At 63.4% G+C, this 26,418-nt stretch carries 24 protein-coding genes, 1 tRNA gene and 2 pseudogenes; 11 read left to right on the top strand and 16 right to left on the bottom strand.

Annotation, left to right across the window (positions count from 1 at the left end; translation table 11 throughout):
- Window positions 1-7: 7 nt before the first annotated feature.
- Together G7Y31_RS12120 and G7Y31_RS00545 are read right to left on the bottom strand one after the other, a co-directional pair.
- Window positions 8-169 (bottom strand): annotated as a pseudogene (locus tag G7Y31_RS12120) (site-specific integrase); the annotation flags it as partial.
- 174 nt (window positions 170-343) lie between these two features.
- Window positions 344-428, bottom strand: a tRNA-Ser gene (locus tag G7Y31_RS00545).
- A gap of 86 nt (window positions 429-514) precedes the next feature.
- Between G7Y31_RS00545 and G7Y31_RS00540 the strand changes: the two genes are divergently transcribed.
- Window positions 515-1,495: an NAD(P)H-quinone oxidoreductase gene (locus G7Y31_RS00540; RefSeq protein ID WP_165010468.1), complete on the top strand. Its 981-nt coding sequence runs from the start codon at window positions 515-517 to the stop codon at window positions 1,493-1,495.
- A 71-nt stretch (window positions 1,496-1,566) separates the two neighbouring features.
- On the opposite strand, the gene G7Y31_RS00535 is transcribed toward G7Y31_RS00540, so the two are convergent.
- Window positions 1,567-2,838, bottom strand: coding sequence for an aminotransferase class V-fold PLP-dependent enzyme (locus G7Y31_RS00535; RefSeq protein WP_165010466.1), 1,272 nt, complete (start codon window positions 2,836-2,838; stop codon window positions 1,567-1,569).
- Window positions 2,839-3,009: 171 nt separating this feature from the next.
- Here G7Y31_RS00535 and wzm point away from each other — a divergent pair, with 171 nt between their 5' ends.
- Both wzm and wzt read left to right on the top strand, forming a co-directional pair.
- A complete protein-coding gene (gene wzm, locus G7Y31_RS00530) occupies window positions 3,010-3,858 on the top strand; it encodes a galactan export ABC transporter permease subunit Wzm/RfbD (protein WP_165010480.1) in 849 nt (282 codons plus the stop codon).
- Between the two features lie 20 nt (window positions 3,859-3,878).
- Window positions 3,879-4,670, top strand: a complete 792-nt coding sequence (gene wzt, locus G7Y31_RS00525) for a galactan export ABC transporter ATP-binding subunit Wzt/RfbE (RefSeq protein ID WP_165010464.1) — start codon at window positions 3,879-3,881, stop codon at window positions 4,668-4,670.
- 50 nt (window positions 4,671-4,720) lie between these two features.
- Here the strand turns inward: wzt and G7Y31_RS00520 are convergent, their stop codons facing one another.
- The gene (locus tag G7Y31_RS00520; RefSeq protein ID WP_165010462.1) at window positions 4,721-5,425 is read right to left on the bottom strand and encodes a GNAT family N-acetyltransferase; all 705 of its coding nucleotides are present in this window, start codon (window positions 5,423-5,425) and stop codon (window positions 4,721-4,723) included.
- Window positions 5,426-5,717: 292 nt separating this feature from the next.
- On the opposite strand from G7Y31_RS00520, the gene G7Y31_RS00515 reads away from it, so the two are divergent.
- The 3 genes from G7Y31_RS00515 to glfT1 all read left to right on the top strand — a co-directional run bounded on the left by G7Y31_RS00515 (window position 5,718) and on the right by glfT1 (window position 7,889).
- Entirely contained in the window at window positions 5,718-6,095 is a 378-nt protein-coding gene (locus tag G7Y31_RS00515) for a hypothetical protein (protein WP_165010460.1), read from the top strand.
- A 142-nt stretch (window positions 6,096-6,237) separates the two neighbouring features.
- On the top strand, window positions 6,238-6,756 hold the full coding sequence (locus tag G7Y31_RS00510; RefSeq protein ID WP_165010366.1) for a hypothetical protein: 519 nt from the start codon (window positions 6,238-6,240) through the stop codon (window positions 6,754-6,756).
- A gap of 200 nt (window positions 6,757-6,956) precedes the next feature.
- Window positions 6,957-7,889: a galactofuranosyltransferase GlfT1 gene (gene glfT1, locus G7Y31_RS00505; protein WP_165010458.1), complete on the top strand. Its 933-nt coding sequence runs from the start codon at window positions 6,957-6,959 to the stop codon at window positions 7,887-7,889.
- A 64-nt stretch (window positions 7,890-7,953) separates the two neighbouring features.
- Here glfT1 and G7Y31_RS00500 read toward each other — a convergent pair whose 3' ends face one another.
- The 5 genes from G7Y31_RS00500 to G7Y31_RS00480 all read right to left on the bottom strand — a co-directional run bounded on the left by G7Y31_RS00500 (window position 7,954) and on the right by G7Y31_RS00480 (window position 16,172).
- Window positions 7,954-11,259, bottom strand: a complete 3,306-nt coding sequence (locus tag G7Y31_RS00500; RefSeq protein WP_165010456.1) for an arabinosyltransferase domain-containing protein — start codon at window positions 11,257-11,259, stop codon at window positions 7,954-7,956.
- A gap of 20 nt (window positions 11,260-11,279) precedes the next feature.
- Complete coding sequence (locus G7Y31_RS00495) at window positions 11,280-13,286, bottom strand: galactan 5-O-arabinofuranosyltransferase (protein ID WP_165010454.1); 2,007 nt, start codon at window positions 13,284-13,286, stop codon at window positions 11,280-11,282.
- A gap of 170 nt (window positions 13,287-13,456) precedes the next feature.
- Window positions 13,457-14,215, bottom strand: a complete 759-nt coding sequence (gene dprE2 / locus G7Y31_RS00490; protein WP_165010452.1) for a decaprenylphospho-beta-D-erythro-pentofuranosid-2-ulose 2-reductase — start codon at window positions 14,213-14,215, stop codon at window positions 13,457-13,459.
- A 137-nt stretch (window positions 14,216-14,352) separates the two neighbouring features.
- Window positions 14,353-15,768, bottom strand: coding sequence for a decaprenylphosphoryl-beta-D-ribose oxidase (gene dprE1, locus G7Y31_RS00485; protein ID WP_165010478.1), 1,416 nt, complete (start codon window positions 15,766-15,768; stop codon window positions 14,353-14,355).
- A gap of 125 nt (window positions 15,769-15,893) precedes the next feature.
- Complete coding sequence (locus G7Y31_RS00480) at window positions 15,894-16,172, bottom strand: hypothetical protein (RefSeq protein WP_165010450.1); 279 nt, start codon at window positions 16,170-16,172, stop codon at window positions 15,894-15,896.
- Window positions 16,173-16,218: 46 nt separating this feature from the next.
- On the opposite strand from G7Y31_RS00480, the gene G7Y31_RS00475 reads away from it, so the two are divergent.
- The 4 genes and pseudogenes from G7Y31_RS00475 to G7Y31_RS11875 form a co-directional block, all read left to right on the top strand.
- On the top strand, window positions 16,219-17,103 hold the full coding sequence (locus tag G7Y31_RS00475) for a hypothetical protein (RefSeq protein WP_165010448.1): 885 nt from the start codon (window positions 16,219-16,221) through the stop codon (window positions 17,101-17,103).
- Window positions 17,104-17,114: 11 nt separating this feature from the next.
- Window positions 17,115-17,519, top strand: a complete 405-nt coding sequence (locus G7Y31_RS00470) for a GtrA family protein (RefSeq protein ID WP_165010446.1) — start codon at window positions 17,115-17,117, stop codon at window positions 17,517-17,519.
- A gap of 197 nt (window positions 17,520-17,716) precedes the next feature.
- Complete coding sequence (locus tag G7Y31_RS11880) at window positions 17,717-18,832, top strand: hypothetical protein (RefSeq protein WP_244977408.1); 1,116 nt, start codon at window positions 17,717-17,719, stop codon at window positions 18,830-18,832.
- A gap of 18 nt (window positions 18,833-18,850) precedes the next feature.
- Window positions 18,851-19,138, top strand: a pseudogene (locus G7Y31_RS11875) (HNH endonuclease signature motif containing protein); the annotation flags it as partial.
- A 576-nt stretch (window positions 19,139-19,714) separates the two neighbouring features.
- On the opposite strand, the gene G7Y31_RS00460 reads toward G7Y31_RS11875, so the two are convergent.
- Complete coding sequence (locus G7Y31_RS00460) at window positions 19,715-20,569, bottom strand: alpha/beta hydrolase fold domain-containing protein (RefSeq protein ID WP_165010444.1); 855 nt, start codon at window positions 20,567-20,569, stop codon at window positions 19,715-19,717.
- A gap of 34 nt (window positions 20,570-20,603) precedes the next feature.
- Here G7Y31_RS00460 and G7Y31_RS00455 point away from each other — a divergent pair, with 34 nt between their 5' ends.
- The gene (locus G7Y31_RS00455) at window positions 20,604-21,119 is read left to right on the top strand and encodes a CG0192 family protein (RefSeq protein ID WP_165010442.1); all 516 of its coding nucleotides are present in this window, start codon (window positions 20,604-20,606) and stop codon (window positions 21,117-21,119) included.
- A 153-nt stretch (window positions 21,120-21,272) separates the two neighbouring features.
- Here G7Y31_RS00455 and G7Y31_RS00450 read toward each other — a convergent pair whose 3' ends face one another.
- The 6 genes from G7Y31_RS00450 to G7Y31_RS00425 all read right to left on the bottom strand — a co-directional run bounded on the left by G7Y31_RS00450 (window position 21,273) and on the right by G7Y31_RS00425 (window position 26,305).
- Complete coding sequence (locus tag G7Y31_RS00450) at window positions 21,273-23,198, bottom strand: M13 family metallopeptidase (RefSeq protein ID WP_165010440.1); 1,926 nt, start codon at window positions 23,196-23,198, stop codon at window positions 21,273-21,275.
- A 309-nt stretch (window positions 23,199-23,507) separates the two neighbouring features.
- Window positions 23,508-23,963: a DIP1984 family protein gene (locus G7Y31_RS00445; protein WP_165010438.1), complete on the bottom strand. Its 456-nt coding sequence runs from the start codon at window positions 23,961-23,963 to the stop codon at window positions 23,508-23,510.
- Window positions 23,964-23,974: 11 nt separating this feature from the next.
- Window positions 23,975-24,349 (bottom strand): MGMT family protein, encoded by a 375-nt coding sequence (locus G7Y31_RS00440; protein ID WP_165010436.1) that lies wholly within the window; start codon window positions 24,347-24,349, stop codon window positions 23,975-23,977.
- A complete protein-coding gene (locus tag G7Y31_RS00435; protein WP_165010434.1) occupies window positions 24,330-25,136 on the bottom strand; it encodes a VOC family protein in 807 nt (268 codons plus the stop codon). Before G7Y31_RS00435 ends, G7Y31_RS00440 begins: the two co-directional genes overlap by 20 nt.
- A gap of 3 nt (window positions 25,137-25,139) precedes the next feature.
- Window positions 25,140-25,427 carry an RNA-binding S4 domain-containing protein gene (locus G7Y31_RS00430; protein ID WP_165010432.1) on the bottom strand — a complete coding sequence of 96 codons (288 nt, stop codon included), beginning with the start codon at window positions 25,425-25,427 and terminating at the stop codon, window positions 25,140-25,142.
- A 149-nt stretch (window positions 25,428-25,576) separates the two neighbouring features.
- Complete coding sequence (locus tag G7Y31_RS00425) at window positions 25,577-26,305, bottom strand: SDR family oxidoreductase (protein ID WP_165010429.1); 729 nt, start codon at window positions 26,303-26,305, stop codon at window positions 25,577-25,579.
- Between the last annotated feature and the right edge of the window lie 113 nt (window positions 26,306-26,418).

The following is a 26,418-nucleotide window of genomic DNA, read 5'->3' as shown; positions in this document are numbered from 1 at the left end:
TAAGCTTTCGCTCCTCTGAGAGCCATCCGCGCGCATCTGTTTCTGTAGGGAACGAGCCGCCAGCACTGTGCTGTGCACCATCCGGACCGGTGTATTGCGCAGTGAACCGGCCACTGTTGCGCTTGCGTACTGTTCCCCACTCAGCGCGGGTACGCCTCTTTCGCGTCATTGATGCCCCTTATTAGATTGGTCCGTTCCGGAACGTTGCCGGTACGTTAACGGTACGTAGTGAGTGCGTCTAATGGCAATTATTGGCCACTTGTGGCAACATAGTAGCACGCCGCTAACCAGCGCAGATATAGCAAAACCCCCGGTCAATAGTGACCAGGGGAAATGCACTCTGCGGAGACGGCGGGATTTGAACCCGCGGAGGTGTAACCCTCGCTGGTTTTCAAGACCAGTGCATTCGGCCGCTCTGCCACGTCTCCATTGCTAGCGTCTAAGGCCAGCCCCTCAAGAGTACTAGATTCGTGCCCTATACATCTAGTTGGCCACAGGGCACTAGGGTGGTGGCATGCAAGCAATAATTCAGCGTGATGAACAGGACCCAAGCTCGCTCGAACTCGGCGAGGTAGACACCCCCCAGCTGCGCCCTGGGGAGGTACTAGTCAAAGTAGCGGCGGCTGGAGTTAACCGTGCCGACCTGCTGCAGGCACGGGGGCACTACCCGCCACCGGAGGGGGCATCGGCAGTAATTGGCTTGGAAGCAGCGGGCACCATTGTGGATGCCGGCGATACTGACTGGGAGGTGGGCACCGAGGTTGGCGCTCTGCTAGCCGGGGGCGGATACGCGCAGTACGTGGCGGTGCCGCAGGGGCAACTGCTGCCCATCCCGCGAGGCTTTAGCCTGGAGCATACCGCTGCCGTCATCGAGGTGGCCTGCACCGTATGGTCCAACCTAGTAATGGAAGCCGGACTACAGGCAGGCCAGACGGTGCTGATCCATGGGGGTGGAGGGGGCATCGGCACGTTTGCCATCCAAGTAGCCAAGGCCCTAGGCGCACGCGTGGCGGTAACCGCTGGTAGTGAGGAGAAACTGCAACGCTGCCGGGAACTGGGCGCGGACATCCTGATCAATTATCGGGAGGAAGATTTCGCAGAGAAACTGCAGGACTCCTGCGACGTCATCCTGGACATCATGGGGGCAAAGTACCTCAAGGGCAATCTGCGCGCACTGGCCAAGGACGGCCACATGGTGATGATTGGTATGCAAGGCGGCACCAAAGCAGAAATTAACCTGGGCGTGGTGTTGGCCAAGCGTCTGACCATTCAGGGCACCACGCTACGCTCGCGGGACGCCGCCGCCAAGGCAGAGATTGTGGCGCAGACCGTGGCCAATGTGTGGCCCATGTTGGAAGACGGGCGCGTTAAGCACGCGTTGCACGCCACGTTCCTGCTGGCACAAGCAGCCGAGGCCCACGCGGCGCTGGACTCCGGGGAGGTCACCGGCACCTTGGTGTTGAAGGTAGACGGCGACGCCCAGGAAGATGCCTAGGAAGACGCCTAGGAAGACGCCTAGGCGGGGCTGACGCAAGCCGCTTGGCACTGGCCGCCCAGCCCGCCGGGCTAAGCCAGCGACGCCACCACGCGGGTGAGCTGCTCGATATCTTGGCGGGTATTAAACGGCGCCAGGGCCACGGTCACGGTGCCGTCAAGCTCATCTATGCCCATCTCCTGCAGCAGCGGCGTGGGCGGGGTGAGGGTGGTGACCAGGCCGTTATCAAAAAGCCGCTGGTGAATGGTGGGCGCGGGGACACCGCGCACGGCGAAGGTCAGCCGCGGGAGACGGTCCTCGGAGGCCTCAGCTGCGGCCTCACCAGTCACGCCCAAAATATGGACCTGCGGCAGCGCGCTGAGCAGGTGGTAGAGGTCCACACGCAGCTCATCCAGGTAGCTGTGCAGGGCGCGCATGGACTCACGCAGGCGCACCCGGCGCAGGCCACGCTCGCCGCCAGCCAACTGGGCCAGGTGGTCCACCAAGGGCCCCACGCCACCGGCAAGACCTGGGGAGACCGCGGTTTCCAACTTGGCGGCGGTGTGCTCCGTGCGATCGGGACTGAGTGTGTCTAGGCGCTTAAACATGGCGGCGTCCCTAAAGACCAGCGCCGCAATCTGCGGCCCGCCCAGCTGCGCTAAGTCCACACCCACAATGTCCGCGCCGGTGGCGTTAATGTCTACCGGCCGGTAGGGCGCAAGTGCCGTGATATCCACCAGGGTCCAGGCGCGGGAACGGTCCCGCACGTGCTCAATAACCTCCTCTAACGGAGTCACGGTGCCCAGCAGCTCATGGGCGGCACTGAGCGCCACCAGGCGAGTAGAGCCATCCACCAGTTTGGCATATTGAAATGCCGGTAGCTCCCCAGTGCCCAGGTCCGGCAGGGCCCAGCGCACCTGAGCACCATGGGCGCCTTCTGCAAACGCGGCATAGAGCGCCGGCGGGTCCAATTTAGACAGCACCACGGAGGAATTGCGGCGCAGCAGTGGCGCCATGGCACGCGCCAGCGATTGGTAGAGCACCGGCAGGGAGGGGCCCAGCACCACGGCATCGGCCTTGCCGCCCACCAGGTCTGCTATAGCCATGCGTGCCGATGCCACATGCCCTTCCCCCTCCAAAGTCCCTGCAGGTTGGGCAGCAAAATGGGCCCCGGCGCGGGTGCCGGACTGGCCTTCACCGAGGACCTCTGGCGCCACTACGGCATTGGCAGTACGGAAGGCCCGCGACACCCCGGCGGAGACTTTTTCCGCTATCTGCGGCGCTGCGTGGGCGTTGAGGTAGGTCCACCCGTCGGACAGGCCGGTGTACAACCCCCGAACGCCCGCGACGTCGTATGCCGTCATCGCATCCCTTCCTTTTCGCATTCAACGCCCCTACTCTATACCGAAGCCCGGACATTTCGTTTTCCGCAGGTTAGCCCAGGATCCGGCGGGGCGGTGCGCGCGAGACGGCCTAAGGGGATAGGGTGTTTTAACGTGCAAGACAAGAATCAATTGCGCGCCGATGTCGCCCGCATGACCGCTGCTCCCACTGGGGACGCGCCCAAGTCGGAGTCCATGACCCTCAGGGCTGCTTTTGCCGATTTGGTCCAAGGTGCTCGCCAGCGGGAGCTGTGGTTCATGCTGGGCATCCAGGACATTAAGCAGCGCTATCGCCGCTCCGTCCTGGGTCCGCTGTGGATAACCGTTGCCACTGGTGTCATGGCTGCGGCACTGGGCTTGCTGTATTCGATGCTCTTTCAGATTCCCGTGGCGGAGTTCCTGCCGCACGTCACCGTTGGGTTGATTATGTGGAACTTCATCTCGGGTGCGATCAGGGAGGGATCTACGGTCTTTATTGATAATGAGGGCCTGATCAAGCAGTTGCCCGCTCCCCTTTCGGTCCATGTGTACCGCTTGGTGTGGCGCCAGGCGCTGTTTTTGGCCCATAACCTGATCATTTGGGTGGCACTGCTGCTTATCTTCCCCCGCCATTTGGGCTGGGAGTTCTTCCTGTTTATCCCCGCGCTGGCTCTGCTGCTGGTCAATGGCGTGTGGGTGGCCATGTTCTTTGGCATTGTGGCCACCCGCTTCCGCGATGTCGCCCCACTGTTGGAGGCCCTAACCCAGCTGCTGTTCTACGTCACGCCAATTGTGTGGATGACCAACACCTTGAAGGAAAACGGCGGTGCCGTGGCGGAGCGCGCGCGCATTGCGGAGATTAACCCGCTCTATCACTACATGGAGATCGTCCGCGCGCCAATGATTGGCCAGGAAGTCGCAGCGTATCACTGGTGGATAGTGATCGCTTGTACTATCGGCGGCATTTTCATCGCCGCGCTGGCCATGCGCCAATGGCGCTTCCGCGTGTCCTACTGGGTATAACGTCACTTTAAGGAATAATCATGGTTTCCATTGATACCTACAACGCCTGCGTAGACTTTCCCATCTTCGACGCCAAGTCCCGCTCCCTGAAGAAGGCCATGTTAGCCACTGCTGGCGGCTCGATTGGCAAAAACGCCCACAACACGGTGGTGGTCGAGGCCCTCAAGGACATCAATTTGCACCTGCGCGAAGGCGATCGCGTGGGGTTGGTGGGCCACAACGGCGCCGGTAAGTCCACGCTGTTGCGTCTGCTCTCTGGCATCTATGAGCCCACCCGCGGGTCTGCCGATGTCCGCGGCCGCGTCGCCCCCGTCTTTGACCTGGGCGTAGGCATGGACCCAGAGGTCTCAGGCTATGACAACATCATCATCCGCGGGCTGTTTTTGGGCCAGACCATCAAGCAGATGAAGTCCAAGATGAATGAGATTGCAGAGTTCACGGAGCTGGGGGATTACCTCAACATGCCGCTGCGCACCTACTCCACCGGTATGCGCGTGCGTCTGGCGCTGGGGGTGGTGACCTCCATTGAGCCGGAGATCCTCCTGCTTGATGAGGGCATTGGCGCTGTCGATGCCGCCTTTATGGCCAAGGCCCGGGTCCGCCTGCAGGAGCTGGTCAAGCGCTCCGGTATTTTGGTCTTTGCCTCCCACTCCAATGACTTCCTGGCTCAGCTGTGCAATACCGCTCTGTGGATTGAGCACGGCGAGGTTAAGCAGGCCGGTGAGGTTGCCGACGTGGTGGAGGCCTACGAGGGCCCCGGCGCTGGCGAGTACGTCCGCGACCTACTCGCGCGCTTTGAACAAGAGCGTTAGGCGCCACCCTTCCCGGCTATCTCTGGTCAGCTATTCCTAGCCAGTCATCCCTAGCCAGTCATCCCCGGGCCGTCAATTCCTAGCAGTGCCCGCAGCTGTGGCGTGACGCCGCTGACCTGCACTCTCACCCCGCCGGGCTGGTAGTCTTTCCGATCTAGCCGGGCATCTTCCACCGGCAGCTCCACCCCGTCCGGCCCGTTGGGACCATTCACCGCGGTCCGGTAGACCTTGTACCCCAGCTTGGCAGACACCGCCGCCGATGCCGCATTGCCCACCACCCAGCCACTGCGCAGGCTGTGTGCGCCCAGGTGCTCAAAACACATCACCGCCACCGCGTGGCGCACTAGCGTGCCGATGCCCTGCCCCTGGTACCGGTGGTAAATCCAGGATCCGGTTTCCACCTCCCGCGTCTGCGCAAAGTTCTGCGCCCGCAGGTCCACCACCCCGCACAACTGCCCGTCAAGGAAAACCCCACAATCCAGCGTCCACTCCTGCGGGGACATGCTTGCCCGATGCCCCCACCTAAACTGCGCTCCCGCCCACACCGGGGGTTGCCCAAACAGCCAACTAAAGGCATACTCCGGCACGTCGGTGCCATAAATGTCTTCCGGGGTTACTCCTGCTAGCTGCGCAATGTGTTCATCGCGCAGGGCCCGCAGCTCAATGCGACGGCGCTCATCCGTGGCGACAACCTGTAACCCAAAGGGCGGCCAAATCTGAGCTAGGCCTACCGCATTGTCTACTACGTTTTTCATGCGCACTGACTCTACTCCCAGCCCTACACCCAGCCGACAAGCCAACAGCCGTATAGCTCTCGCTGCTGAGTTTCGATCCTGTTGTCTCCTCGCGGCCCCCCACTCGCGTCACCCCGATCAGCACAATCCAATGACTGCAATCCAGTTGCTGCAATCCGATCAGCGCAATCCGGTCGCTTTGCGACCCATGAATAATAATCCTATAAAAACTTGCTCTACCCAGATTCTTATGCGACAATTCTCAGCGAAAGCCAAGATTGTGGCTTGCCCATTCACCCAAGGAGTATCCCCCATGAAGCGTTTCGCTGCTGGCGCCGTCGCCGTTGCAACCGCCCTGTCCCTGTCCACCGGAGTTGCTTCCGCTGCCGACTCGTCCAACGAGAGCTCGCTTCCCGCTCTCGAAGGTCTGACCTACGCCGTAGTCGCCGCTAAGAACGGTCAAAGCGAGCCTCACAAGGGTTCTACCGAGCAGTCTTCGAAGGCTGGCAGCACCGCTGAATCTCATTTCGAGACCTACAAGTCCTCTTACGCAAATGACGTCAAGAACTCCTACCCTGCCGGCACCACCGCTGACATCCTGTGGGGCACCGGCATCGCCGCCGCCATCCTGGGCCTTATCGGCTTCGTGGCAAACTCCGGCCTGATCCCGGGCCTGAAGCTGCCGTTCTAAGCCGTGCTGCCAGGTTTTCTGGCAACACGTTCGCGGGAGTAACCCGCAGCCACTCCACCGCTTAACGCCACTCCACTGCTTAACGCAGTGGAGTGTTGTGCTTTATGATGTTCTAGTTCCATTCACATCCAAGGAGATTTATATGAAGCGCTTGAACGCTGGCGTCGTGGCCGTTGCCACGGCACTGTCCCTGTCCACCGCCGTAGCCACCGCCGCTGAGACTCCGCAGGAGCCAGCCGCTGCACAGACCGGTTCTGCACAGCAGGACTCCAACTCCAGCGATCAGCACGTCAGCTCGCTGGACACCAAGCAGACCCTAGAGGCCTTGCGCCACCTGACCGAGGGGTACGCCAAGCACAAGACTGGCGTCCCGGACGCGGTGGGCTCCACCATCGCCAAGGGTGAGGAATTTGCCTCCTCCGAGGCAAAGAAACTGCAGAGCTCCGACATCCCCGCGCTGATTGAGCTGGCTCAGTCCGACGCCGCTGGTTCTGCCTCCCGCGCATTCCTGTCCAGCATCTACCAGGACAAAAAGAACGATTGGGCCCCGGGCACCAGCCTGGACATCTTCGTTGGCACCTCCATTGCTGCACTGGTGCTGGCCATCTTCGGCGGCGGCCTTGCCGCTGCCAAAGCTCTGGGCTTCAAGCTGCCGTTCTAAGAACCAACGGAACTGCCCGCCGCCACATTACCTGCGGCCCCAGGGCCTGAAGCCGCCGCATCACCTGCGGCCCCTGGGCTTCAAGCTGCCGCATTAGTTGCGGCCCCTGGGCTTCAAGCTGCCGCAGTAACTGCGGCGGCGGCAAACGGCACCGCCGGGCCTGCCCGGCAAAGACGTGACGCGGTGGCACAATAGAGCCCATGCCTGTCACACCGTCTACACCTTCGCCTGTCGCACCGCTGCGCTCCTCCGGAACTACCGCCGCCGTCATTGTCACCCACCAGCGGGTAGAACTGCTGCGGGCCTCCCTGGAGCAAGTTGTGAACCAGACGCACCCGGTGGACTGGGTGATTGTGGTGGACAACGGCGCCGAGGACGCCGTGCGCCAACTCGTAGAAGAACTGGCCGGTTCCCGCGCTGTCTACATTGCCTCCCACACCAACTTGGGTGGCGCCGGGGGGTTTGCGCTGGGGTTCCTCACTGCACTTGCCAAGGGGGCGGACGCCGTGTGGTGTGCCGATGATGATGGCCGCCCCGCCGACCCCGGGGTGTTAGAGGAGCTCTACCGCGTTGCTGAAACCAACGCGCTCCACGAGGTCTCCCCTGCCGTGTGCAACCTCGAAGACCCCGGCCGCTTGGCCTTCCCTCTGCGCCAAGGACTGGTGTGGCGCCGCCGCATGGACGAGCTGGACGGCGATTTCCTGCCCGGGATAGCCTCTCTCTTTAACGGCGCCCTGATATCTGCTGCTGCCATGGAGACCATTGGGGTGCCCGACTACCGCCTGTTCATCCGCGGCGATGAGGTCGAGTACCACCGCCGCCTTGTGGGCTCTGGCCTCAAGTTCGGCACCGCCCTGACCACCAGCTATTTGCACCCGGACGGATCCGAGGAATTCAAGCCAATCCTGGGCGGGCGCATGCACACCCAGTACCCGGACGGCGAGTTCAAGCGCTTCTTCACCTACCGCAACCGCGGCTACCTGCTGTGGCAGCGCGGTATGCGCAAGCTCCTACCGCAGGAATTTGCGCGCTTCGCCTGGTTCTTCCTGGTGCAGCGGCGTGACCTTTCCGGGTTTATCGGCTGGCTGCGCCTGCACAATCGCGGCCGCCGCGAGGACTTCCGCCGCCCCTAGAGTGCAGCCGGTGAGCCGGCGCGCTGAGCCACCGCACTGATCCACCGCGCTGAGCCGGCGCCGTTTAGAGGTCCTTGCGGATCTTCATGTCGGAGTTCTTCCACCAGCCCGTCCGGGTGATTTCCTCCTGCTCGACCACGGCCAGGCGCGGGGCCTCCCCGGCGGAGTTGGTGCGCAGCTCATACTTCTCAATCGCGCCCCAGTCCCGGGCCCAATCATGGTTGAGATACGAGGGCAGCTCATAGGCATAGTTCACCGCCTCCGCCGTGGACAGCGCACCGCCACCGCTGAAGGACTGGAAGTCAGTCAGGGAGGTTTGCGCGGCGGAATCAGGAAGAATGCGGTACTGCGGAATCTCCGTCACCCCGGCGTAGTGGTCAAAGGTACGCTGGCAGGGGAATTGCAGGGCCACCGACCAGTCCAGCAGCCCCGGGGTCTCCCCGTCGAATAGCGAGTTCAGCGTGGCCAGGGTAGGCACGCGCGGCGGCACAAATGCCATCCAGTCGCGCTCATCCAGGGAGGCATCCTTCGCCACCAAACGCACCACGTTGGCTTCTTCCGGCAAATCAGCCAGGGGCAGGCGCAGGTTACGCCACTCGGGGGTGGCGCCAACATCGGAAAGCTCTGCCTTGCCGATGCCCCCTACCCTGCCACCGCGCAGAGTGCCATACTCCAGCACCAGGTCCTCGCCCTCTTGCTCAACGCCGTTGACGTCGTGGTGGTAGATGCGGCCTGCAGCGGAAACTACCAGCAAGGGGGAGTCGGCAGCAGCCTCGGGAAGGTGGAACCACTGCGAGGTCAGCTGGGCGGTGCCCTGCTGGTTTTCAGAATATGAACCCATCACCGGAACGCGGCGGTAATCCAGGTTAAACGGCAAGTGCGTGTGCGAACCATTGACACCAGTAGCCGCGCGCTCCCCCTTGCCTTCAGCAGCGGCCTCTGCGGAGTCCTCATTCTGGCCCGTGGGAGTTGTGGCGGCGTTGATAGCGGACTCCTCGCTGCCGGAGTTAGCAATCGCACCCACGGAAGCAGAGTTTTGATTCTCCGGCTCGATGTCATCCGGAATGTTGCTGGGGCCAAAGCCCGAGCCCTCCGGATCCTCCAGAGAGTCGGCCAGAGTGCCGCGCACCGGCTCCAAGAAGGACTCATTCGTATTGGTCTCCACCAGGGTGTGTTCTGCCAAACCGCAGCGCTGCCCCGCCAAGGAGGCCAGGTTGCCCCGGCCCACGGAGTATGCCGGGCCCTGGGAGACGTAGCCCTTTGCAAAAGAGGCCATCGAAAACGCCACCATGAGCGCGCAGGCCACGGCAATCGGGGCGGACATCACGCCAGCCCAGCGGCTGACCCGCTGGGACTCATCGGCGCGAAACTGCGCCTCGGACTCACTGAAGCGGCGCCGGCGGCGCTGCCGCAGGGACTGCACCACGCCCACCGCAGCAATAACCAGCGCGATGCCCAGGACCACCGTGGCGGCCTCGACGCCCTTGAATTGCACGGTGCGGTCCCACCACGGAATACCAAAGGAGGACACGTACCACCAGGCATTCCAACCGGCCAAAGATATGGCCATCAGGAAGGTCACCGCCGCCAAGGCGAAAGTGCGGGCGCGGGAGGAACGCAGCGCAATCTGGGAGAGCACCACAGAACCCTGCGCCGCCAGCACGCCCGCCACACCGGCGTAGATACCGAAGTGGTGGGTCCATTTGGTTGGCGTGAACATGAGGAAGAACATGGACAGCGCCACAATCAACAGCAGGCGCGTGGTGGGCCCAGGTTCCGCACCAGCCACCCGCCGGTCCTTGATAAAGGCGTAGAGCACCAGACCCAAGCTAAAGAGCATGGTGAACATGGCAAAGCGGCGAGTCAGGGAGCCATCTACCGACTCCTGGAACAGCGTGGTGTAGCGCGCAAACTCCGAATACCACGGCAGCGACGGGCCCACCTGGGTGCGCACGGAGGTCGACTCCAGTACAGCTGCGAGGGTTTGGTCCCCGAAGACCAGCACCATGATCGCGGTGCCACAAGCCAAGAACGGCGCGATAAACGGCATCCACCCCGCGCTGCGCGCCCGCTGGCCCATAATGTCAAAGACTTGCGGCAGACTGACCAAGAACACGCCCACGGCAAACAAGCCGGTGGGGCCCACTGCCAGGGTGATGGTCGCAATGATGGTGCCCACCGCAGCAGGCAGCAGACGCCGGGTGGCAATCGCGCGCTCGAACGATGCCCACGTCAGCATCACCCCCATTGCCACCATGGGTTCCGGACGAATGCCGTTGTTATACGGCAGCCAGAAGCTCAAGAACATCAACGCTGCGGTCCAGTGCGCCACCCGGCGGGAATTAATCAGCTCCCCAAAACGCGGCAAAATCTCCCGGGACAGCACAAACCACACCACCAGGCCGGCCAGCAGCGACGGCAAGCGCATGAACACCGAGGCGGTAGAAATCTGCGTCATGACCGCCAGCAAGTCATAGTACGGTGAACCAAAAGGCGACTCCGGCACGCCGTACCAGCGGTAGTAGTTAGCCATGTACTCCGCATGGTCGCTCACGCGCGCCATAGTCAAAATAAAGCCATCATCGGAGGTATTTGCCCCGAAGATGTGCCAAAAGACCAGCACCGCAGCCACCACGCCGTCCAGCGGGCGCACCTGCTTCCACGTCGCCGGCATAAAGCCCATGCGGCGGCCATCCAACCGGTCCAGGCGCCACAGGCACAGCAGGCTCAGCGCCACCATGAGCAGACCAATAATCATCGCCGCCAGCTTCAGCGGGGTGGGACTAGAGGTAAACCGCGAGTTGATCTCCACGTCCACGTGCGCGCTGGACAATGCCGCCCGCGCAGCCGGGGTGTCCTCCAACTCGGTGTAGACACCGGTGACCTGGGGGCGCAGATCCTCATCCGAGGTGGCTGTATGGGAGCCCACCTGGACCCGGGTGGCATCGGCAGTCACGCTGAGCTTTAAGGCGGCATCGGCAGGCAAGGCAGCCACCTGCTGCGGACTCAAATCCAACAGGACGTCATCCAAGGACGCCACCGTCAGCCCACCATCGCCCGTGCGGACGAACAAACCGCGAGTGGTCGCCTTCTTCGACCCCGGCGGCACCGTCCCGTAGAGCAAGTCCTGGCCCTCGCGCAGATACTCCGTGGCGGCCAGGGGGAACTCGGCCTCAATGGACTCCGGGGCCAAAGAAATCAGCGGGGCATTAATGGAAGCCAGCGAGTCCTGCTGCGGCCACTGCACGCTGGACTGGACCTGCTTCACCGGCAGCAGCGGGGTGGCCAGAAACAACACAAACCCCACAATCCCGGCTACGATGGCGCACCATCGCAGGCGGGCGGGGGCTGGGGAGAAGGTATCAGTCACCCGGACATTCTACGACGCAGCTAGGTGGCCGTGCGTACTGCCACTACAAACGGGCCGTGTTGAGACAATTCCCACCCCTGGCTAAAGACCTGCGGATCGTAGAAGATGGCCCTGTAGCGCACGTTGGGCTGGTTGGGGAAAATGTCTTCCGCGATATGGATCTTGAAGCCCTCGTGCTCTGCCTCGTTGCCCTTCTCCGGCAGGGTGCCGCGGAAAATGATGGCGTCCGGGGCCTTCCAGCGGGCCTCATCCAAACGCTGCCTGAACTCCTGCGGAGTGTCCACCCACGAATGCAGCGCCCAGTCCTCCATAGCCTCATTGCGAGCAGAGAACTCCCCCAGCGGGTTGGCATAGTGGGAGGTAAACCCATTAAAACCGTGGAAGGGGTGGTAGGCCATGAAGAGCTTTTCATCCGTCATCACCACCGTCTGGTTGGGCACATAGCCTTGCCTGGTAATGGTATCTGCAATCTCCTGGTAATACGACGCCGCCCCGGCAGCAAAGCGGTCCGCGCGCTCACCGTAACCATCGGTATCCGCATAGGCGTTATCCAAGGCGTCCTCATTAATACGCGGGATTTGCTGGGCATAAGAGATGCCTGCAAGGGACAGCACCACCACAAACGCGGCGGTAATAGCGCGATTGGTGGGCACATCGAAACGCGCCGGATAGAGCACGTGCACACCCACCAGGCGAATCTCTGCCAACGCCAACACGCCGGCCGTAGCCAACAACAGCACCACCAGAATCTCCAAGCGGAAACCCAACAACGTCGAGCCCACCAGCGTGACCGCCATAGAGGCGATGATCCACAGATACACCCCACCAAGCGCCCACATCAACGCGCGCACATCAGGATCCGCCCAGCGCAACACCAGGTAGACAATGCCAATCAGACAGAGCACACCCACAATCGTCGGCGACAAGAAAGGAGCCGGAATCTGGGTGCCCTCGCTGGGCAGGTAGTGCTGGGCGGCGGACTCCAAGGGGGCATCGGCACGCAAAGCTGCCAGGACATACGGACCCCACGCAAGGGCAGCAATGGCCAGGGAACTGACCCCCACCAACACCAAGCGCAACACCGGGCCCCACTTGCGCTCATAGACCGCGGTCACCACAGCCAGCAAGGAAACCACCGTCAAGGCGATGACGCCGGTATACAACGTGTAGAACGTCGCCGATACCCCCAGGTAAAGGATGAGCCCCACCGTTGCCGCCCACGAACCCTGGAAGGCGCGGGCAGAGACCACCACCGCCGCCGGCATACCCATGGCAATCACCGCCGAGTACGGCTCTTCAGCCCCCAAAGACAACGTGGCCGCGGTGGTAGTTACCGCAATAGCCGTGGCCACCGGCAGCGAGCCCACCAAGTGCTGCCACACGGGCACCAGCACCGAACCGGCCACCGCCAGCGAGACCAAGGACCAAGGCTGGAAGACCTCCCACCCCGGCAGGCCCAAAACCGCGGCTAAACGCCCACCCAGCCAGAACCAGCCCAGCGGATAAAACGTGGGCATATCCAGGTAGTTCATGTCCGCATAGCCGCCCTGCTCCGTGGTGCGCGTGAGGAACTGGGTGCGGAAGACTTGATCCACCTGCACGCCGTCCAGCCACAGGCGCGTGGCAGACAGCGGGATGCCAATCGAGGCAATGACCAGCAGCGCGGGTGCCAAATAGGACACCAGGTACGTCAGCCCGGTGCGCCAGGTGGGGCGGCGGATGGGCTCGCCATGCTGGCGGTATTCATCAAAGATCCACCACGCCAGCAGGGCCGCGGTGACCACCACCGTGCCCACAATGCCCACCGTGGCCAGACCCCGCGTGACCATCGAGGTGTTAAACGCCGGCAGCGACGTCTGCTTGAGCACCCACCATGCGCCCAGGGTGACCACGCACGCGCTCGTCGCCGCGCTGACAATACCCAACAACGTTGACCGCAAAGGCAGCAAATCCGTGGCGTAGGTTTCCGTGCGCAACTGAGGGCGCAACACGTCCGGGTGGCGTTGCGTCTTGGCGGGATATTTCATAGCAATTAGTGAACCATATTCCCCGCCGCACGGCGTAGCCCGCCAGCCGCGAACGTGAACCGGGCGGATGGCGGGCTGGGGCGCTTAGCTTGAGGGCCCGGCGGGCCGGGACTAGCCGGCCCGGGGTACGGCGGCCCGGGCCCGGCGGGCCGGGCCTAGAAACGCCGCAACTAGAACGGCAGGCGGCGGAAGATAGCCTGCGGGATAAACTTGAAGCCCAAAGAGACGTACTGGAACAGCGGGTGCACGAAGATGGACTCCTTGCCGTCAATGACGGCAGCGTAGGTGGCCTTAGCCACGTCCTCCACGTCCACGGTTAGCGGTGCCTCGCCTGCGTCTGCGGACATCTTGGTGCGCACCTGGCCCGGGCGGACCACCAGTACCTTGGCACCGGAATCACGCAAGGCCTCGCCCAGATTCACAAAGAAACCATCCACGCCCGCCTTGGAGGCGCCGTAGACGAAATTGGAGCGGCGCACACGCTGGCCCGCCACAGAAGACAGCGCCACGATAGTGCCGTGTCCCTGCTTCTTAAACTTCTGCCCCAACAGCACGCCCACCGACACCGGGGCGGTGAAGTTGGTTTGCGCGGACTCCACGGCCTTGGCCTGGTCCTGCCACAGCTCTTCCTGGTCGCCCAGGGTGCCAAAGGCCACGATAGCCACGTCCACGTCCCCGGCGGCAAAGGCCAAGTCAATCACATCGCGATGCCCGGCAAAGTCCGTGGCATCAAACTCCAACACCTCCACGGTGGCGCCCTGGTCCGCCAGGCGCTTTTGGGCATCGGCCACACGCGGGGAATCCTTGCGGGCCGCCAGCGTTACCCGGGCCGGGCCATGGGAGAGGAACTCCTCTACAATTCCCAAGCCAATTTCTGAGGTGCCGCCCAGCAGCACGATGTTTTGGGCCTTGCCCACTGCGTTTAACATGTCAGTTCCTTCTCCATCATTCAGTGAGTTAGGGTCGCGCGGCCGATGCCGCGGCCAGCTAGCCTGCCAGCCAGGCTCCCCGGCCAGCCAACGCACGGCCGATGCCGCGGCCAGAGCAGTCAGCGCAACCAAAGCAGCTAGCGCAGCTCCAAACGGCGCGACATATCAGATGCAAACACGCCGGTGGGGTCAATCTCATTTCGGGTGCGCAGCCAGCCCTCCAGGCCGGGGTACATCTGGTGGAAGTTCTCCGCAGAGGTCCGCGACTCCTTGGCCAGGTACAAGCGGCCACCGAACTCCATCACGCGGCGGTCCAGATCATCCAGGAACGCCCCCAGTCCGGGCTTAATGGGGAAGTCCACGCAGACGTTCCACCCGGCCATCGGATAGCTCAGCGGCGCGCGGTTGCCCTCGCCAAAAAGCTTAAACACATTCAGTGCCGAGTAGTGCCCGGAGGACTGGATGTCCTTAATAATCTGCTTGAAGGGTTCCACGGCATCCGTGGGGACCACAAACTGGTACTGCAAGAAACCCTTCGAGCCATAGCCCCGGTTCCACTCCCCGATCAGATCCAGCGGCTGGTAGAACTGCGTCAGATTTTGTACCTTGTTGCGGTATTCACCGGACTTGAGCCACCACAGCTCACCAATGGCAATCATGGACAGCTTATTCATGGTGAAGTTCGGGAAGACATCCGGCACCGTCAGGAGCTGCGGCGCGTTGAACTTCAACGGATCCTTAGCCAATTTGGGCGCCAGTTCCTCCAACTGCGCCAGGGTAGCCAGCGAGCCGCGCGAAATCGCCGCGCGGCCCAGCTTCGGCTCTGGGGAGATCGCATCAAACCACGCGGAAGAATACGTGTAATTGTGCTCCGAGCCATCGGAGTGGAACGCGATGGTCTCCTCCAAATCCTGAGTCAGGTCGCCATCGGCAATGAAGTAGGCCGTCTCCGTCTTAGTCATCTGGATCCGGGCGCGCAGAATAATACCGGTTAAGCCCATGCCGCCCACGGTGGCCCAAAACAGCTCGCCCTCCGGGTCATCCTCACTGCCCTCCGGCTCCAAGTGCAGCACCCGGCCGTTAGCCACCAGCAGCTCCATGGACAGCACGTGGTTGCCAAAAGAGCCCGCAGAGTGGTGGTTCTTGCCGTGAATGTCCGGCCCAATCGCCCCACCAATGGTCACCTGGCGGGTACCCGGCAGCACTGGCACCCACAGCCCATAAGGCAAGGCCGCCTTCATCAGCTGGTCCAACGTCACGCCAGCATCCACATCCACCACTGCCGATTCCGGGTCAATGGAATGGATCTGATTCAACGCCTGCATATCAATAACCAGGCCACCAGCGTTTTGGGCCGGGTCCCCGTAGGAGCGCCCCATGCCGCGCGCAATCACGCCGCGCGTCAAGTGCGCCGGCTTCGCGGCATTGTCCTCCGCTACCTGCGCCACAGCCGCAGCGATGACCTCCACGTCCGGAGTGGACAAGACATGCGCCGTAGTAGGCGCGGTGCGTCCCCAACCATGCAGGGACTTAACAGTGGTGTGTAATTCCATCTCTTCACTCTTCATCTGACGGACAAATCCTTAACCAGCCTACTCACCCCACTGCCCCGCCGGCGGTGATTTGGCAGACAGTTGCCACGGCAAAGCTGGGCCTTGAGGGGGCATCGGCAAACTAGCTAATCCAAGTCCAACAACTGCCGAATCTGCGCGGGCAGCTGCTCCTGGGTCTCAATAATCGGGCCATCATAAGCGCGCAAGAGCTCATGCACACGCTGGCGCGACGCCGAATCCAGCATGGGGATCTCCTCAGCGACCAGGCGCGTCATAAAATCACTCAACGGCGCCGTGGAATACTGTGTGGCCTGGAAAGACCCGTGGCGCAGGTCCTCTTGCGCACGCTCATCCTGCGCGGCTTGCTGCGCCGGGGTCATGTGCTCATGTTTGCCCGAATACATGGTCTCCAGCCTACAGCCGCGCCCGGAAATAGCTAGGCTGGGGCTCATGTCCGCACAGAAACTCGCGGAGGTCATCGACCTCGACTCCCGCCGCGCCACCCTAATCCTGCAGGTGGCGCACGTGCGTGCCGAGGCCGAGGTGCACCGTCAAATCGGCATCAATTCCTCCCTGAGTTTCCGCGACCTCAAAGACGTGCTGGTGGTCAGCTTTGATCTGCCTGCTGAGGGCGCGCCGTGGCATTTCTTTACTTTGTCTGCCGATGCCGCCGGGGCCGCCCAGCCTGGTGCCGCCCGGCCCCGCGCGGGGAGCACGGGCAAGCGAATTGACCCCACACACCTGCTGCGCGACTTCCTGCGCCAGCCCGGCCAGCAGCTGGGTTTTAGCTGGGGCTTGTGGACTTTTACCCTGAGTGTGGCCGATTGCTACCCGCGCGACGCCGGCACCCCGCAGGCGCTGTGCGTGGGCGGCTCCGGGTCTTTTGGCGCCGGCTTTGACATCGCGGACATCAACGCGCAGCTCACCGGCGCCGAGACCGCCGATACCGTCCTATCCCACGCCCGCGCCGAAGTCCGCGACCTGGTGGACCGCTCCCAGCTGTCGGACTTCATCTCCCTGTTGCAGGCCGTAGACCTTGCTCGCCCGGTCACGCTGCCGCCGCACACCCGCGCCGCCCTGGCTTCCCTGCCGCGGGAGACCACCGCGCAGGGCCGCGATGCCTTCTGGTCCGCCGCCTTGGCCCTGACCTGCATGGGCGATACCGCCACTACCGATGCCGTCCTCGGCAGCACCATGCAGGCCCTTGGCTGGTCTGCCGATGCCTCCTTAGCCCGCGCCCGGTGCGCCTCCTCACTGCGGGTCCTCGAAGGCTTAGGCGCGGCGGTTCCGCCGGTAGATCGGCTGGATATTTACCGGGCGTTGTTGCAGCGCTAAGCTGAGTGGCCATGCAAAATTCGTTAAAGACTCAGCTGGGTCGGTTCATCATCGTCGGCGTTATTTCTGCCGTAATCGACCTGGGCTTGACCTTGTTTTTGGACCACCTGGGGCTGCACCGTTCCGGCGCGAAGGCCGTGGGCTGGGTCTTTGGCACTATCACCGCATACTTGTTGAATGCGCGCTGGACCTTTAACAGCACCACCGGCGGCAAGACCGCCGCCGCGGTGGCACTGCTCTATTTGTCCACGTTCGCGGTGCAGAACTTCCTGTACTGGGCGGCCGAAGGACCCCTGATTGCGCTGGGTTTTACGGGCACCGGAAAGAATGTGATTGCTTTTGTCATCGCCCAAGGCGTTGCGACGGTGACTAATTTTGCTATCCAGCGGGCACTAATCTTCAAGCCAGCCACGTAGCCTGCCTGGCCCTGCCACGTAGACTGCCTGGCAGCCTAGCGTCCAGCCGCCTGCGTGGCGGCCAACCGCTTGGGCAACATCCAGCCGCCTGCGTGGTGGCCAACCGCCTGTACAGCATCTATCCGCCCGCGTGGTAGCCGCAATTTTTTGCCGAAAACCCCTTGCGCGGGTGTCTGGGGCGGTTTAGACTGTGCGGCATGAAGCTCGGGGATTACTTAAAAGCACAGACCTGGGGTATCCGATTAGTGGCCCAATGCACCGGCATGACCGTGGAGGACTTCCAGGCCGCCGGTGCTGACCCCACCACGGCAACAGACTTAGCCACACTGGTACGCGTCTACTTCGGTCCTGTTCGTGCCGCCGATTCCCCCACCCAAGCCGCTGCCCGCGACCACGCCGCTAACCAAGGCCACACGCTAGCCACACTCACCAACATCGAACGACTCGTACGCCCAATCACCAAAGACCACACCTGGCAACTACGCACCTTACTGTGCTCCCTGCCAGCAGCCGAGCACGAAGCAGCCGCCGCAGACTTCCGCGGGCCTTCTAAACAATCCAACCCCGAGCGCGGCGTGCGCATGACACGCCGGGCCAACGGCAACCACACCATGTCCATTACAGACACCCCACAAGCTGTAGCCGACATGTACGGAGTCCTCACCGCCCAAGCCACCGCCGCAGCCCAAGCAGCAGCGGAAGCCCAGGTTGCCGCTGAAGCCCAGGCTGGTGCTGAAGCTCACGCCGCCACCGCACCAGAAACCCTCCCCGGCCTGGACAACAACGCCGACCCCGGCCACAATGGCGCAGAACCCGACACCACGGGCAGCCAGGCCAACGCTGACCTTAACAGCAGCAACACCGCCGATCAGAACGACGGCAGCGACACTGCTAACCACCTCGACGCTGACCACCACGACGGTGGCGATGGTGGCGACCCCGGTCAGGTTGCGGGCAGGCCTTATCGGCCCAGCCCGGTAGACCTTGTCGATGCTGCCCACACCATCTTCTTCGGCACAGACGACAACGACAACCCTGTCCCGCATGCCGCTAGGCCCCAAGTACGCACCAACGTCATCATCCGCCTCGAAGACCTCGACACAATCATCCACGGCCACGGCGAAGAAATCACCGTAGAACTCACCAACGGCGCACGCATGACCGGCGCCCAACTCGTAGCCCGCAAACTAGCCGATATTGGGCTTATCACCCTCATCCACCCCTTTACTGGCCCAGTCAATCTCTACACGGCTCGCTCTGCCTCCTACAAGCAACGCCTTATGGCATGGGCAGAACACCCCACCTGCGCCTGACCTGGGTGTAACAAGCCTGCCGAAGAATCCCAAATCCACCACATCCACCGCCACAAAGACAACGGACAAACAGAACCGTCTAATTTGGTGCCACTGTGCAAGTACCACAACGGCACCAACGACGATGACCCCACCAAACCCACAGGCAGAGGCATCATCGAGCGCCTCAACGGACGGATCGTCTGGTTCCCACCCTGGGGCGGGCCACCGTGGTACATCCCCAGCCCCGCACACCCCGACCCACCACCACACCCACCACACCCACCACACTCACCGAACCCACCGGACCCACCACAGCGGGAATAAACCGACCCCAATCGGCCAGTCCGGCATGCCCGGGACCACCACAGCGGGAGTAAACGAACCTGCTTAACCGGCCAGTCCGGCATGTCCGGACCCACCACAGCGGGAATAGACCGACCCCAGCGGCTAGTCCCGCCCAGCAACCATCTCGGCGATAGGAACAAATCACCACAGTCAACTGGTCAGTTCCGCGTGCCCACCACAACCGCCGCACCTGAGAGTCCCCGCTGGTTAGTTTGGCATGCGCTGACGCATTTTCTCCGCAAACACGACATTGTGTTATGGGTGGGGAGGGGCTTCCGCGCCGAAAATGCGTCACTATTTAGGTCGGTGTAAGGGCATACGATGTCGAAGCACTCGGCCAGCAGCGCGCAAGAGGTCAGCCGGTGGCATAAAGGGCTTTAGTCGGTGGGGTGGCGCGGCAGGCGGAGATCATTGGCCGGCGCGGGGAAGTTTGGCGGTCGCGGGGAGAGGTACTCAGCGATTGAGGTAGAGCTTGGCGGTGACGGGGAGGAGGTTGGCGCGGAGAGGGCCTCGCCGCCAAGACACAAATAGCGGCGTGGGCAGCGCCTGGCGCGGCTACGACCAGTCGCGAAGGAATTCCGCCGTGTCCCGGATACGCTGACGCGCCACCGCGGGTGTGGACACCCGGTGGGTGGACACGTACCGCGCGTGCTGTGCGCCGGGAAGATCGACTGGGGCGGCGACCTCGTCGCGTGTGGCGGTCTGAATCAGGCAATTCGGCAAACGAACCCCATCCAGGCTATAGCCAGCACGCAATTCCTCCGGAAGGGCAGCCAGGGCGCGGAAGTCTGGGAAGGTGAGGATGGAGGCATCGGCAGACAAGAGCGCCGCCAACGCCGCCCCGGAAGAATAACCCCACACCGCCACCGGCCCCGGCTGGGCGTCGATGGCCGCCTGAACCGCAGCCACCATATCCGCCACGGTATGCTGCGGGGCCAGCGGATAATCCACATCCACGATGGTGGTCCCGGACAGCTCGGCAGCCGCGGCAACCTCGGGCCGCCACTGCATCTCCAGCGCTTGGCCGCTGCCGCGCCACCACCCGCCCGAATGCAGCGAAACCGCGTACCGCCCCGTGGGCTGCGAAGGCACAAAAACCGCACCGTGGGCGGACTCGTGAACCTCCACGCCACCCAGGTACGCGGTTCCCGGCATGGCGTGGTCCACCCCGGAGCCCAGCACCAACATCGCGGCGTGCGTAATCCGATCCGGCAGGTGCGCGCAATACACATCCGCCGCCGGCGTTCCGCCCCCAGCCCACGGCGGGCGAAAGTCCGGGAGCTCATAGTGAGCGTCAAGGTAGCTGGTGAGTTGGTCCAGCTGGGCGTCCTCGCTTAGCTGGCGGTCATGCCCGCCGATGTACCATTCCTGGCCCGGCTCCAAAGGCGCAGCGTTGTCTTGTGTGCTCATGGTGGCCCAGCCTACCCGGCACTAGGATGGCTTCATGACTGCATTCGCACACTTGCATCCCGATGCCACCCTGTCCCCCACCAAGGACGAACTCTGCGCCGAGTACTCCGCCATCACCGAAAGGCTGGGTTCCTACCGGGCCGTGGACCCAGAGGGCGAGGTGGGCATCGAGGTTATTGTTGGCCGCACGTTTACTGGGGAGTTAGCGCAGCTTTCATTGACGTATCGGGCGGCGGATAACGCGGTGAAGAAGGAACTGTGCCGCATGCAGCACTCCGTGCTGGGTGAGCGCTCCGTGGCTTTTGGCGCCGATGACCGCGTGGCGCGGGATGAGTGGACGCGTATTGTGGTCGAATCTGACACCAGCGCGGAGTTTTCCACCGGGCCGCAGCGCTTCCGCGCCTATGGCACCGGCGGGGAGGGGCAGATTTTTATCTTCTCCACACTGGTGGAGGAGGACCCAGCCCCAGGCCAGCTGCGGGTCATAGACGCAGAAACCGGCAAGGATTACCTTGCCGGTATTGTCAGCACGCGCGCAAAGCGACTCTAGGGCGCGGCGGGCACGAGCCACGGGGCCGAACGGCCTGCCCGCCCGGCAACACGAGGCGCGACGGCCGCGAGCCACAGGACCGAACGGCCTGCCCGCCCGGCAACGCGGGGCGGGCAGGCCAGGCGGGCGGCAACTCGCGGGCGGGCCCGGTGGCTACCAGATGGTGACGCGGTCTTCCGGCGCGAGGTACATCTCGCCTTCGGCGTCGAAGGCCTCGTAGAACTCCGCCACGTTGCGCACGATGAAGTTGCAACGGAACTCCGCCGGGGAGTGCGGGTCCACGGCCAGGTATTGCGCGGCCATCTCCGGGCGGATGGCGGTGCGCCAGGCGCGCGCCCAGGACAAAAACAGCCGCTGCAGGCCGTTCCACTCTTGGGCGGCTAGTTCTGGCTCCGCGCCGTCAACGTCAAAGACGGCCAGCTGGCCGGCCGGGTCCAACCCGTGGTCGCGGCAGTAGTTCTGGTAGGCAACCACGGCGATGCCCAGTCCGCCCAAGTCGCCGATGTTCTCACCCAGGGTGAATTCGCCGTTGACGCCCGCGGACTCAATTCCGGCCTCCACCAGCTCGCTGGGCACCTTGCCGTGGTATTGCTCCACCAGTTTGGCGGTCAAGGACTCAAAGGCCGCGCGGTCCTCTGCGGTCCACCAGGATTGCAGGTTGCCGTCGCCGTCGTACTGGGAGCCTTGATCATCAAAACCATGCCCAATTTCGTGGCCAATCACAGAGCCGATGGCGCCGAAGTTCTCCGCAGCGTCGCCCCCCGCATTAAAGAACGGCGGCCGCAAGATGCCCGCAGGGAAGGTGATGTCGTTAGCCACCGGGTTGTAGAAGGCATTCACCGTCTGCGGGGTGGCAAACCATTCGCTGCGGTCTGCGGGCTTGCCAATCTTCGCCAGCTCATAGTCGTGGCTAAACGCCGAGCCACGACGGGCATTATCTACCACGTCGGCACCAGATCCGCTGACCTCCAAGCCCTCGTAGCTGCGCCACTTGTCCGGGTAGCCGATCTTAGAGTGGAACTTCTCCAGCTTCTCCAGGGCACGCCCGCGGGTGGCTTCCGTCATCCACGGCAGTTGCGAAATGCGTTCACGGTACGCGTCCGTCAGGTAGCGCACCAGCTCCACCATCTCCGCCTTGGCGGCCGGCGGGAAGTGCTGCTCCACATAGAGTTGGCCAATCTCTTGGCCCACATACCCGGCAAACCCCAGCGCCCGCTTCCAGCGGTCACGCTGCTGCGTCGCACCGGTGAGCTTGGTGCCGTAGAACTCAAAGTTCACCCGGGCAATCTCTTCCGTCAGCAGCCCGGCGCGCGCCTGCAGGATGTGCCAGGTAGCCCACAGTTGCCAGTCGGCGATGCGCTCAGGGCTAAACAGCCCGTCCAGGTGTTCAAAGTAGGACGGTTGCGCGGCCACCAGGCGCTGCTCCGGGAAGCGTGCCCCGCGCAGAATCTCCCGCACGTGCGGCGGGAGCTTACCAAATTCCTGCGGGTTATAGGTCTTGACGGCGTCGCGCGAGGCCACCACGTCCCAGTGCCCGGCGGCAATGTCTTTTTCCAGTCCCACAATCCGTGCCGCCGCCGCGTCCAGCGGCAGCCCAAATACCCGCGCGGGGTCGAGGAATCCCAACATGCGCTCCACATGCTGTTGGTAGGCAGCCAGAATGTCGGCGTGGGCTTCCTCCCGGTAGTAGGCCTCATCTGGCAAGCCCAGCCCGGATTGGAAAACGGTAGCCACGGCATCGCTGCCGCCTGGGTCCTTTTCGATGTACGCCGCCACCGGTGCGCCGATGCCCTCCCGGTCCAGCTCCCCCAGCACCCGCGCCAGCTCCAGCGTGTCAGCAACTGCCAGGCGGTCAAAGTCCACGTCAAGCGGTGCTACCCCAGCTGCATTAATGGCCTCGGCGTCCATGAAGGAGGCGTAAAGCGCTCCCGGCCGCCCTGAGTCTTCCTTGACAATGTCGTGGACCATTTCTTCGGCCTCATCGCGCAGCGTGTGGAAGGTGCCGTCTACCGCACGGTCTTCGGGGATGACGTGCTCGCGCAACCACGGGCCATTAACAAACTGGTACAAATCTTTCATGCTGTCCCAGCATAATGCTTGTGTCCCCGTTCCCTACCCTCACCCTCCGCCGCCGCCTACTCCCAGCGTGATGGTTGTCATCCATTCGTAGGTGATGGTGCTACTCATGTACGCGGTACGCGCGGGGCTGCGTTCTAGGTGCCCTCCCGCTGACCAGGGCCGCAATGAGAGTTGCCGACTGTTAAGGCCAGCCAGTGCCTTTCACGCTCGGCCGAGCCTGCGTTGGCGGTGGGTTACCGACCCCCGAAAGTCTACCCCACCGCCGCACCCCACCAACGCCCCAACGCCGCACCCGACAAACGCCCCCGCTTAGTCCACCATCTCCGTCAACCAATTCGCCTGCTGAATCTTGGAGTCCAAGATTCTAAACTCCTTGGCAGCCTGGTCTGCCTGCGCACGCAATGCCGCCACATCGAGGGTGGGGACGTATTTGATTTCGGAGCGGGAGTAGCGGTCTTGGCGGGCTGAGGCGGCATCGGCAAGCTCTGCATACAACTGACGGCGCTTGAGCAGGGTGGTCCGGCGCGCCAGGGCATCGGCAAGCGTCTCGGAGCCCAAACGGGTGGCAACATTGGTGGCATTGATGGCGCGTACCAATTGGTCTATGCGCTCGAGCAGGCCCTCGGCCTCTGCCAGCAGCGCGGCAGGGTCCTCGGTGGGGGCGTCACCTTCCTGGATTTGGGCATTGTTGTGCAGGCGAGTGTGCAGTTGCGCCAGCCGGGCTTGGGCCTCGGCGCGCTCCGCAAGGGCTTCCGCTAGGTACATGCCGCCCTACTTTACCCGCGCTGCAGGTCGCGGGCGTCCAGGCCGTGCTGGGACAGGTCCGCTCGCATGCCTAGCTTGCCGATGCCCTCCTCCTCCCACCGTGGCCACGCCCTCTGCGGGTCGTGCGAGGTGCCGTCCGCGCGCACGATACGCCACCAGGCGGTCTCCGCGCCGTGGTGGCGCAGGACCCAACCGACGTAGCGCGGCCCGCAGCCGGCGACTTTGGCTATTTCCCCGTAGGTGCTGAGGTTGCCGGGCGGGATGCGGGCGATGACGTCGAGCACCGCCGCAACCGCGGGGTTCTGCGCGGGCTGTGCGGGCTGCGCCTGCCGAGTGGACTGCACGGGCTGTGCGGACGGCGCCTGCTTAGAGGGCGAGGAGGTCATCGGCTTCGCGAGGCTCTTCCTCCGGGGCGTCTTCTACTTCGGTCAGCGTCAGGGTCGCGCCAGTGCTATCAGCCAAGATGACCATGCGGCCGAAGGGGGAGTCAAAAGGCTCGCGGATGACTTCGCCGCCAATCTCTACGGCGGTAGCGGCGGCCTGGGCCACATCGCGCACGCCCAGGTAGGTCTGCCAGAAGCTGGGGACCTGCGGGGGGAATTGCCCGGCGGCGTTCCAGAAGCCGGCAAAGGGGGCGCCTTCGGCTTCGGCAGTGGCGTAAACCAGCTGGCCGTCGTTGCTTTGAGTGTGGATTTCCCAGTTGAACAGCTCGCCGTAGAAGTCCAGGGCGGGCTGGAAGGCGGTGGTGGCGGTGAGCTCGTGCCACACGGCAGTGCCGGGTTCGCCACCGGCGACAAAGTGCTGCGCCCCGGCAGGTTCGATGAGCCCAAACATACCCCCGGCGGGGTCTACTGCCAGAGCCATGTGGCCCAGTTCCACCGGCTGCGGCTCCACCAGCACACGCCCGCCCAGCTCAGCTACGCGGGCGAGGTCCGTGTCGATGTCGCGGCTCAGGAAGTAGGTGACCCAGGTATCGGGCATGGTGGCGTGTTCTGGTTGGGGGATCATCCCCGCAATGGGCAGGCCTTGGGTGCGCGCCATGCGGTATTCATCGGTAGCGGGGGTCACCTCCCAACCCAGGACTTCCGCGTAGAAGTGCGCGGACTTGCGCGGGTCCGAGGTGGTCAGGTCTATCCAGTAGGGCAGGCCTACTTCAGCTTCAAAGGCGGGCATGGTTTAGAGGTTCCTCCACTTTTCGGGATCAAAGTCATCATTGGCGGTGGCTTCGTCGAAGTAGTCATCTTCGTCGTCATCCGCGGCGGCCACCCGAGCACATTGCTTGCCGATGCACACCTCGTCCCCCACGCTCAGCCCATAGCCGCGGGCGGTCACGGGTTGCCCATTGACGGTAACGGCACCTGCGGCAATGAGCTCCTTGGCCTCGCCGCCGGTGGCCACCAGGCTAGCCAGTTTGACGAACTGGCCCAATTTGATGGACTCGCCCTTAATCGATACTTCAAGCATAAATGTGCAGTGTACTGTGCCTGCGCCGCGCACTCATCGGCAGTGCCGCTACCCCGGCCCTCGCTGGCACGGCAACGCCCTGCAACGCCGCGGGGCTCGGGACATCGGCAAGCACGGGGCATCGGCAAGCACGGGGCATCGGCAGGCTATTAGGCCTGCGTACGCGGCTTGAGCGTCATCACGTCGATATTGACGTGGGCAGGCTGGGCGGCCACCCAGCGCACTGCCTCGGCGATGTCCTCGGCGCTCAGGTTCAGCTCACCGTCATACACCGCAGCGGCGCGCTGGGCGTCCCCGCGGAAACGGTTAAGGGAAAACTCCTCGGTAGCCACGCGCCCGGGATCCAGCTCGGTCACCCGCACGTTGTGATTCTCAATGCGCAGCGCTCGCGAAATCACCCGCACCCCATGCTTGGCCGCGTTATACGCAGAACCCCCAGCGTAGACGTCCCAACCCGCCACGGATCCCATGTTGATAATCAGCCCAGAATTATCCGGCGCGGCTTCTAGCAGCGGCAGCAGCACTTGGGTTACCCGCACGGTGCCCAGCACGTTGGTATCAAACATCCACTGCCAATCCGCGATATCGGTCTCCGCCAACGGCTCCAACCCTTTGGCACCTCCGGCGTTGTTGACCAGCAGGTCCACCCGGTCGAGCTGCTGGGCCAGGGCGGCCACGGAGACGTCGTCAGTCACGTCCAGCTCCACAGCCGTTCCGCCGATGTCCGCTGCCAAGGCCTCCAGGCGCTCGCGCCGGCGGGCCGCCACCACCACGTGCCAGCCATCCGCGGCCAACGCACGCGCCGATGCCTCCCCAATTCCCGACGATGCCCCCGTAACCACCGCGCACCTACCGTTACCGTTTGTTGCAATACTCATGGGCTTAGCTTAGCCGCACCGCCGCCTTGCTTTCGCCGCTTCAGTGCACGCGCGGCGCACGTTCACTCACCGGCCCCGGTCGTGCGCCGTTTCCATTCGCTCGCCGCTTCCGT

Origin of the sequence: Corynebacterium lizhenjunii (genome assembly GCF_011038655.2) — a bacterium.
GTDB classification, from domain to species: Bacteria; Actinomycetota; Actinomycetes; order Mycobacteriales; family Mycobacteriaceae; genus Corynebacterium; species Corynebacterium lizhenjunii.
This window is presented reverse-complemented; position numbering and strand designations above follow the sequence as displayed.